Origin of the sequence: Loktanella fryxellensis (genome assembly GCF_900110065.1) — a bacterium.
Taxonomy (GTDB): domain Bacteria; phylum Pseudomonadota; class Alphaproteobacteria; order Rhodobacterales; family Rhodobacteraceae; genus Loktanella; species Loktanella fryxellensis.
Genome location: NZ_FOCI01000001.1, coordinates 497073 through 503430 on the forward strand (window position 1 = coordinate 497073; position 6358 = coordinate 503430).

The 6358-nt window shown below is 55.8% G+C and carries 5 protein-coding genes and 1 tRNA gene; 3 read left to right on the top strand and 3 right to left on the bottom strand.

Annotation, left to right across the window (positions count from 1 at the left end; genetic code table 11):
• Positions 1-15: 15 nt before the first annotated feature.
• A complete protein-coding gene (locus BMX16_RS02395) occupies positions 16-1809 on the bottom strand; it encodes an ABC transporter transmembrane domain-containing protein (RefSeq protein ID WP_089898249.1) in 1794 nt (597 codons plus the stop codon).
• A 247-nt stretch (positions 1810-2056) separates the two neighbouring features.
• Positions 2057-2130: transfer RNA gene (locus tag BMX16_RS02400), tRNA-Gly, on the bottom strand.
• A gap of 658 nt (positions 2131-2788) precedes the next feature.
• On the opposite strand from BMX16_RS02400, the gene BMX16_RS17270 reads away from it, so the two are divergent.
• The 3 genes from BMX16_RS17270 to BMX16_RS02410 all read left to right on the top strand — a co-directional run bounded on the left by BMX16_RS17270 (position 2789) and on the right by BMX16_RS02410 (position 5026).
• Positions 2789-3157, top strand: a complete 369-nt coding sequence (locus tag BMX16_RS17270) for a hypothetical protein (protein ID WP_143057981.1) — start codon at positions 2789-2791, stop codon at positions 3155-3157.
• 39 nt (positions 3158-3196) lie between these two features.
• Positions 3197-4054 (top strand): cobalamin B12-binding domain-containing protein, encoded by an 858-nt coding sequence (locus BMX16_RS02405; protein ID WP_177174543.1) that lies wholly within the window; start codon positions 3197-3199, stop codon positions 4052-4054.
• A 150-nt stretch (positions 4055-4204) separates the two neighbouring features.
• Positions 4205-5026 carry a cobalamin B12-binding domain-containing protein gene (locus tag BMX16_RS02410; RefSeq protein ID WP_177174544.1) on the top strand — a complete coding sequence of 274 codons (822 nt, stop codon included), beginning with the start codon at positions 4205-4207 and terminating at the stop codon, positions 5024-5026.
• Positions 5027-5873: 847 nt separating this feature from the next.
• Here BMX16_RS02410 and BMX16_RS02415 read toward each other — a convergent pair.
• Positions 5874-6317, bottom strand: a complete 444-nt coding sequence (locus BMX16_RS02415; RefSeq protein ID WP_089898255.1) for a cytochrome b — start codon at positions 6315-6317, stop codon at positions 5874-5876.
• Between the last annotated feature and the right edge of the window lie 41 nt (positions 6318-6358).

Genomic DNA, 6358 nt, shown 5'->3' on the forward strand with positions numbered 1-6358 from the left:
GACGCCACGTATTTGCTATTCTGCGGCGACGCCTGCCGTGAACTGCAGCCGCGCCAGCCGCGCATAGAGGCCGTTTTCGGCCACGAGCTGGTCGTGGGTGCCTGTGGCCACGATGCGGCCCGCCTCGAACACGAGGATGCGGTCGGCCTTCTTCACCGTCGCCAGCCGGTGCGCGACGATGAGCGTGGTGCGGCTGCGCGCCAGATCATCGACGGCGGCCTGCACCAGACGTTCGCTTTCGGCGTCGAGCGCGCTCGTCGCCTCGTCCAGCAGCAGGATCGGCGCGTCGCGCAGGATCGCGCGGGCGATGGCGATGCGCTGCTTCTGACCGCCGGACAGCATCACGCCGCGTTCGCCGACGTAGGAATCATACCCCTCGGGCAGGGCGGTCAGGAAATCGTGGGCGGCGGCGGCGCGGGCGGCGGCCTCCACCTCTGCATCCGTGGCGCCGGGCCTGCCGAAGCGGATGTTTTCCCGCGCGGTATCGCCGAAGATCACCGGGTCCTGTGGCACCAGCGCCATGAGGCCGCGGAAATCGGCGCGGGCCATGTGGCGCAGATCGACACCGTCCAGCGTGATCGCGCCCGCGCTGGGGTCGTAGAAGCGTTGCAACAACTGGATGATCGTCGTCTTGCCGGCACCTGACGGGCCGACTAGGGCCACGGTCTCTCCTGCCCTGACGGTCAGGCTGACCTGATCGAGGGCGGCGACGGATGGCCTGCCCGGATATCGGAAGGTCACGTCGTCGAACACGATGGCACCGCGGGCGACATCGGGCACCGCCACGGGGGCCACGGGGTCGCTGACCGCATCCTGCGCGTTCAGCAGTTCCACCAGCCGCTCGGTGGCGCCTGCGGCACGCTGCAATTCGCCCCACACTTCGGTCAACGCACCCACGGCCCCGGCGACCATCACGGAATAGATCACGAACTGCACGAGTTCGCCCACGGTCATCGCACCCGCGCGCACGTCATGCGCCCCAATCCACAGCACGCCGACGATGCCCGCAAAGATCAGGAAGATCACGATGGCCGTCATCCACGCCCTGACCGCGATGCGCGTCCGGGCACTGACATAGCTTTTCTCGGTCACGTCCCAGAACTTGCGACGGCTCAGGGTTTCATGCGTAAAGGCCTGCACCGTCTGCACCGACAAAAGCGCCTCGGACGCGTTGCCGGAGGATTGCGCGATCCAGTCCTGATTCTCGCGGCTCAGCTTGCGCAGGCGGCGGCCCAGCACGACGATGGGCACGATCACGGCGGGGACCAGCAACAGCACGAGACCGGTCAGCTTCACGGACGTGAACATCAGCAGGATCAGCCCGCCTACGAATATCAGCGCGTTGCGCAGCGCGATCGATACGGACGATCCGATCACCGACAGGATCAGTGTGGTGTCGGTGGTGATGCGGCTCAGCACCTCTCCGGTCATGATCCGTTCGAAGAACTGCGGCGACATGCCGATCATGCGGTCGAAGACGGCGGTGCGGATGTCGGCCACCACACGTTCCCCCAGCCGCGTGACGAGGTAGTAGCGCAGCGCCGTCCCCACCGCGAGCAGCGCCGCGATGGCAAGAGCGGCGGCGAAATAGCGGTCCAGCAGCTGGCCTGCGGCGATCTCGAAGTTGTCGACGACGCGGCGCACGGCCAGCGGCAGGACCAGCGACACCATCGCCGTCAGGGTCAGCGCGAAACCTGCCAGCACCATCAGTCGGCGATACGGCGCCAGGAACGGCCAGAGCTGTCGCAGCGCGCCCATGTCCTTGGATTTGGCGCGTTCCGCGTCGAGGGCTGTGGGCGCGTCGGCCATGGGTCATTGTCCTGCAAGTGCGAGGCCGGGCATAAATCCCGGACGCCCGCGACACAAGCACAACACGCAGCGTCACATTGTCGGCAGGGTCATGCGGCTGGGGATCGGGGTGGAGCGGGTGACGGGAATCGAACCCGTGTCATCAGCTTGGAAGACAACAGTCTAAAATCGAAATTTTATCACCAAATAAATCAGTTAAGCGAGCCCGTTGAGCTGCTTTGTAGGTGATCTGTCGGAAAAGAATTTTTGGAGCGGGCGACGGGAATCGAACCCGTGTCATCAGCTTGGAAGGCTGAGGTCTTACCATTACACAACGCCCGCGTCTCCAGTATGAGGACTATTTCACTTAAAGGATGGGGTCAAGCCGCTCCCCCAAGTGCACGCCTGACTTGCATCGATGGCATGAAAACAGAAGTAAGTCGTCTGCAACGGGGCGAGATGTATCACCTCTGGTCTTTTGCGGACGTCTGGTCTCAGGCCGTATTGCTGGCGCCCGGTCAGTGAGTGCGGCCGTTTGCTGCAATAATGACCCCTGGTGGCATCCTGCTGACAGCGCCGCTGCATCACGTCCGTTTTTTTCTGCAAGCACGACAGAACCGAGGCTCCCCCACTTCCGAACGCCATGAGCGGAGGCGGTCGTTCGTCGGGCCAAAACGTCACGAAGGGCGGGAAGCGGTCATTCGCTGCAGGAGCGAAGGCAGCGCGTCCGCCTCCAGAAAGCGGACGTTCAGTCAGAAACCCACGTTCGCACCCTCTGGGCGGCAAGAAGGGCGGACAGCAGATTTTGCCTGAAATACGGAAGGAGAGCTTCAATTGTCTGCACAACGACATGCCTGCGGATGCTGGACCGATGCAATGACCCTTTGCAGCGACAGATGAACGCTTGACACAAGTGTCAAACTAGGTTTACACATTTTATGTCTGACAAACTTGACACCTGACGCCTGGTGCATGATTTTGCCAACCATAGGAGGTTTAAATGCTGGAATTCCTATTATTCACTTTTGCACTGGGTGTTGTCGTATTGCTCACCGCTTTCTTTCGTGTGTATGGCAAAGCACCGTCAAGTTCGCGGAATCTGATACATACCAGTGTCATTGCTCTGGCTGCATTTACGCTGTTCATTTGTGAGGGTACGAATATCACTGCACAGTCAGGGCTTAATGTGCCGCTTTTGACTGAACCGAATGGAAACGGTGTATTGACACTAAGTGACCTCTTGTCGTTGTTGTCCTGCGCAGCGCTTGGCGCGATGAGCCATTCATACCTGTATGCGCTGATCAGAACAGCCAGTACGTCCTCCGACGATGACGCGACAATCACTTCGACACCTGAACAATCAGCTTAGACACTGATGCAAGTAGACGATAACCCACCACTCCACCCTATGATGCACATCGACCTATGGCACCTCAAAAAATCTGCCCTTCAGGAGAGATTAAATAGCGTCGGGCCAGATAATATTGAGGCACTGATCACGAATAGCCTTGGATCAGTACCTAATAGATTTTCAGCTGATTTGCTTGTTGAGCTTGAAAACACAGCGCGCAATGTGTGGCAATTGACCCGTGCTCTGATCGCTGAAGACCCAGCCGATGGTGTAAAATACGTCCAAAACCTCGAATTTCTCGGGACTACTCGTAAAGAAATTTTATCTGTCTACCTCAAAGGGGCCGCCCGTTTGCTGGGCGAGTGGTTGGACCAGTCAAGGATATCATTAGTCGATGTGAATATCGCGACGCTTCGCATCCAAGCGATTAACCGCACGATAGAAGCCACATCACGGCCATCTCTGCATTCTTTCGGAAAAGTTGCGCTCTTCGCGTCCGTCCCTGGTGAAACGCATTTGAAGGGTCTAAAAATAGCCGCGGAGATCTTCCGTAGGGCGGGCTGGAACATCGATCTATGCCTTGGCTTCACGAAGGATGACCTGATCACCAGGATACTGGAGAGGGATCACTGTATCATCGCTCTGTCATGTAGCGGATCACACTTGATCGCATCGCTTCGCCAGCTTGTAGAAGATATTCGAAGCAAAGCCCCGAGAGTGAAAGTCATTCTAAGCGAACAGGTCTTGATCCGGTACCAGAGCGAAGTTGCAAATCTGGCAATCGGCGGGAATGCTTGTAGTGTCCCTGAAGCGTTCGGCTTCACGACAAGGCTCGTCGATACCCCTTACACTGCTAAAGCCAGGTCAGGAAATGTCATCTACGGCGCGATAAAACATCGGGCATTTGAGCCGTAGAGCGTGTCTACCTTTAGTGGCCTGCGTCAGATTGACACGTTAAGAGGTACCTATGGTGTCAGACTTGTTTGACAGTTAGCACGAGGTCTATGGTTGACAGGTCTTCTGTAGCCACAAGACGATAAGAGAACCTTGCATTGAGGAGCAATGATGCAGGACCAGGGCCAACAAGAAAACTCGTTGGATTTTGAGTTTTATGCAGATTCGCATAGCAAGCTCCGCAAGCTCAGGTCAAAACTACCTGAGGACTCGGTAGAGACATTGGCCCGAGAAGTGATCCGTAGACTAACCGAACACGATGATTCCAGCTCAGTCGATACGCCAGCTGATGCTCAAATAGAGCTTCTCTGTCATGCTTTGGTGGCTGAGGATAGTAAGGCTGGGGCTGCATACATAAACGAAGTGCGCAGCGCAGGTGTTTCCATCGATGCTGTCTATCTAAGATATCTCGCAAGGGCTGCCCGGATGCTTGGGCACTGGTGGGACATTGATGCATTATCTTTTCCACAAGTAGCGCTGGGGACAGGTCGTATGTACGCGATCATGCGCGCTATGCATCACCAGATGCCAATCAAACGTCAGTCAGATTCTAGGTCAGCGGTTTTTGTTTCTGTTCCCGGAGAAACCCATACGCTCGGTGTGCGCATGGCTGCGGACTTGTTTCGCAAAGACGGGTGGGAAATTGATCTAAGAATTGACGAGAATCACGACAGTCTGGTGGCACATATCGTAGAATCAAGAGCGATGCTTGTCGGAATTTCTGCTGGCGGAAAACAGTCTCTTCAGGCTTTGTCACAGCTTATTGTGGCACTTCGTATCCGAATGCCTACAACCGCACTATTTATCAGTGGGCAGATTACGGAAGAGGCAATCGAGGCTATCAAGTTGATTGGGGTTGATGGGATCGTCAGCGATATTGACGAGGCAAAAAAACTTATGGGAGATCTATGGGTTGCGAAGCATGAGCAGTAATCTGCCATATTCCCGAATGTGCGATCCATTGCACCGCATTGCATTCTTTTGCACTGAACCGTCCCGCAGGGTATAATGTGAAAACCTGTAAAGAAGGCGCTAAAGCAGGGCAACCGCTACTTTAGTTAAGCTGGTATGCCTCTTGTTTATCCAGTCGATCCCGGGAACTGATGAAAAATAATGTGTTGATCATCCAGAAGCCAAACCTGTGAGCGTCAATCGACACACCTGCAGGAGCCATGGTTTTCTTTGAAGAAACGTAAAGAGGTAACGTGGAAGAAGCAGACCTGAAAACGAGCAAGAAACGGTCAAAAACCTTAATGTTGACGGTGATTATTCAGGTCGTCATGCTCGTTATGTTTGTGCTTAAGATTTGGTTCGAGTCGAACGGTTGATAAATCCCATTTTGGGGAACGTGATCGCAATAAAGACACTTCACTTCACGACACTTACTTAGGAGATCGACCGTGACCTACCATGACCAACTTCGTTCAACCTTCCGGTTGGGTTCTTGTGTCTTGCTGGGCAGCGCATTATTATTTGTTGTGATGTATTCGGCCAGATCTACAGGATACACAAGGCTAAGTGATCTCATATTCGTTGCTGCACTTATTGTGCTTGGCATTGCCATTTTGACCTTGGTGGCCGGCCTTATTGGACGCAGCGCTCACCGGTGGGTCTGGTTTAACATCGTATCGCGTTCCACTCTCAAGATACTAGGACGCACCGCGTCTCAGCGGCTCCTAGACAGCCCTGCCAGCCCGGTCCTGCGGCTATGGCTGCATCTTGACGATCATGGGAAAGACAGGGACGGCCTTGTCTGAGCACCGGTCATTTAAGCCCGCGATCACCGCAGCATACGACGGACGTCGAGCGTGCGGCGATCGGCAAAATGGTGCTTTGTCACAGCGCTGAGGTGTGCAGCGATTGTACCGTAGAATAGTGCTGGCAGAATCAGATTGTGAAAAGTGGCAGCATATGCCGCTAATTTCGGGTCGGGTGCTGCCAGGCCGTAAAGTGACCAGCTATAAACCTCCAGCGATTCGCCACTCCAGACAGTCAGCGCAATGCCCGAAATCGGAAAACCAAGCATCAGTCCGTATAAGGCGATATGAGTCACCCGTACCGCTTGACGCTTCCAAGGTGACAGGTCGGCGCGCAGTGGCGGTGCCGGGTTCTGGCGGAGCCACAGGACGCGCACGACGACAAGAAGCAAAACCGTCAGACCAAGCTTCTGGGTATCCGTCCGGTTGCGGCGCGGTTTCAGGCCTTTTCGGGCTGCCAGTTCCACGGCATGAGTTCGTCGATGCGATTAATCTTGTGATCAGGCAG